2 tRNA genes, 1 rRNA gene and 1 pseudogene are annotated in these 1,738 nt (G+C 37.3%); all 4 read right to left on the bottom strand.

The window, feature by feature from the left end:
- Positions 1 to 296: 296 nt before the first annotated feature.
- A pseudogene (locus ACLIBG_RS15545) lies at positions 297 to 911 on the bottom strand (transposase); the annotation flags it as partial.
- Positions 912 to 1,197: 286 nt separating this feature from the next.
- A tRNA-Thr gene (locus ACLIBG_RS15550) sits at positions 1,198 to 1,270 on the bottom strand.
- A gap of 10 nt (positions 1,271 to 1,280) precedes the next feature.
- A tRNA-Asn gene (locus ACLIBG_RS15555) sits at positions 1,281 to 1,352 on the bottom strand.
- A gap of 120 nt (positions 1,353 to 1,472) precedes the next feature.
- Positions 1,473 to 1,588: ribosomal RNA gene (gene rrf, locus ACLIBG_RS15560) — 5S ribosomal RNA — on the bottom strand.
- Positions 1,589 to 1,738: the final 150 nt, after the last annotated feature.

Consider the following 1,738-nt stretch of genomic DNA (forward strand, 5'->3'; position numbering starts at 1 on the left):
CAATCGTAATGTTTTTATCTTGTATATCGAGTAAAACTTTTATATTCTTAGAATAAGACAAGTGATTTCCCTCCTGGATTTGGTTTTGGTCGACTTTAATTCTAAAGGGAAACTCACTTGTTTTCTATTTTTATACTAAAAAATAGTGTTAGTGAATTTTCTTCACCAACACTATTTATTGTAGAGCCTTTTAAAAATACAAAGACCTACAGAATTTTTAAATATGGAGTTTTTTCATATTTAAATGGCTAGCTCTTGGTATAGTTGTGCACTAATGCGATCTGCTGCTAACTTGGAGCTATATGGCCTTTGTAACCAAACCAGAATTCATTTTTACCTTCGCTGTTTTTCTTCACGCCTCATTTTGGATTTTGAGGAGTTTTTTTGTAGTTCTTTTTCACCTTGTTCTGCTAGCCATTTTTTCCGTTCTAGTTTGGACTTACGTCCACGTTTCTTTGATTTAGATTTGGTCTTTTCTTCTTTAGGTGGTGTTTGATCACGGGCATCAAAATGGGTTGTATCAATGGCAACTGTGTCATCAATGATAACCCCTTCTGCGATGGCATGAATGGTGAGCTTCTCTTGAACTTCTTGTATGATACTGGATTCACTTAATTTAGTCGGAAGTCGAGAATAAGACGCTTCAGATGAAATGTTATCTGGAACCAAAAATCCGCAGTTAAGCCTTGAAAGCATTATCATCATTAAGACGCTTGATTAAATCTTTAATCGTTGGAATGCGTTCTACATAACGAATAAAAATAGAATTAATCATGGTTGCATAATTCAGTTCAGTAGGTGCACCGTAACGTGATATTTTACTAACTTTATATTGCATTATATTTTTGGGTCGGTTCCATATCGTATAATTCTTCGATGCTAAATAAACTTGGTTGCCGTATAATGGTCATAGGGAGTACTCCTCCAGTATTTTGGTTAGTCTTTGATCAACTACTATTATACAAGATTTGGGGAGGTACCTCCTATTTGTACTTTGAATGCCTTGTCCGGTAAGGACTAGTAATTATGAAATTCACTCAACTAAATTACATTTACATTATTTATAAATATAAGTTATGACACCTTGTAGCCATTAAGGACAGTGAACTTCCAACGCCTACCAAAAGAGGTGGAAGCAAAAATATGACGCTCTCTTCCTCACTTGAGAAAAGGGCATCATATCAACGTTTTATATTAAGCTTCCAGCCGGATTTGAACCGGCGACCCCTTCCTTACCATGGAAGTACTCTACCTGCTGAGCTATGGAAGCATAATTAAGGCTCCACAGGTAGGATTCGAACCTACGACCGATCGGTTAACAGCCGATTGCTCTACCACTGAGCTACTGTGGAAAATGTTGTTTTTTACGGGTTTTGAGCATTCATTATTAAAAAACTCAGTCGAGGCCCAACTATAAAAAGGGCAGGACTAAGGTTTTCTCATGTAACTTGTTAATTAAATTATAAATATTCGCCTGGCGGCGTCCTACTCTTGCAGAGGCAAAGCCTCAACTACCATCGGCGCTGGAGAGCTTAACTGCTGTGTTCGGTATGGGAACAGGTGTGACCTCTCCGCTATAACTGCCAGACCGTTACGGATCAATTCTTCCGTCTAGGTGGACAATACTTTTTTAGCGACAATCTCTATTATAATTGTTTCTTGGAAAAAATCAAGTGTTTTTATTCCTACCTTGAAAACTAAATAAGAATCGTTTCATCAATGGGCATCGCCAACAGAA

Source organism: Virgibacillus sp. W0181, assembly GCF_051846915.1.
Classification (GTDB): domain Bacteria; phylum Bacillota; class Bacilli; order Bacillales; family Amphibacillaceae; genus JBPYCR01.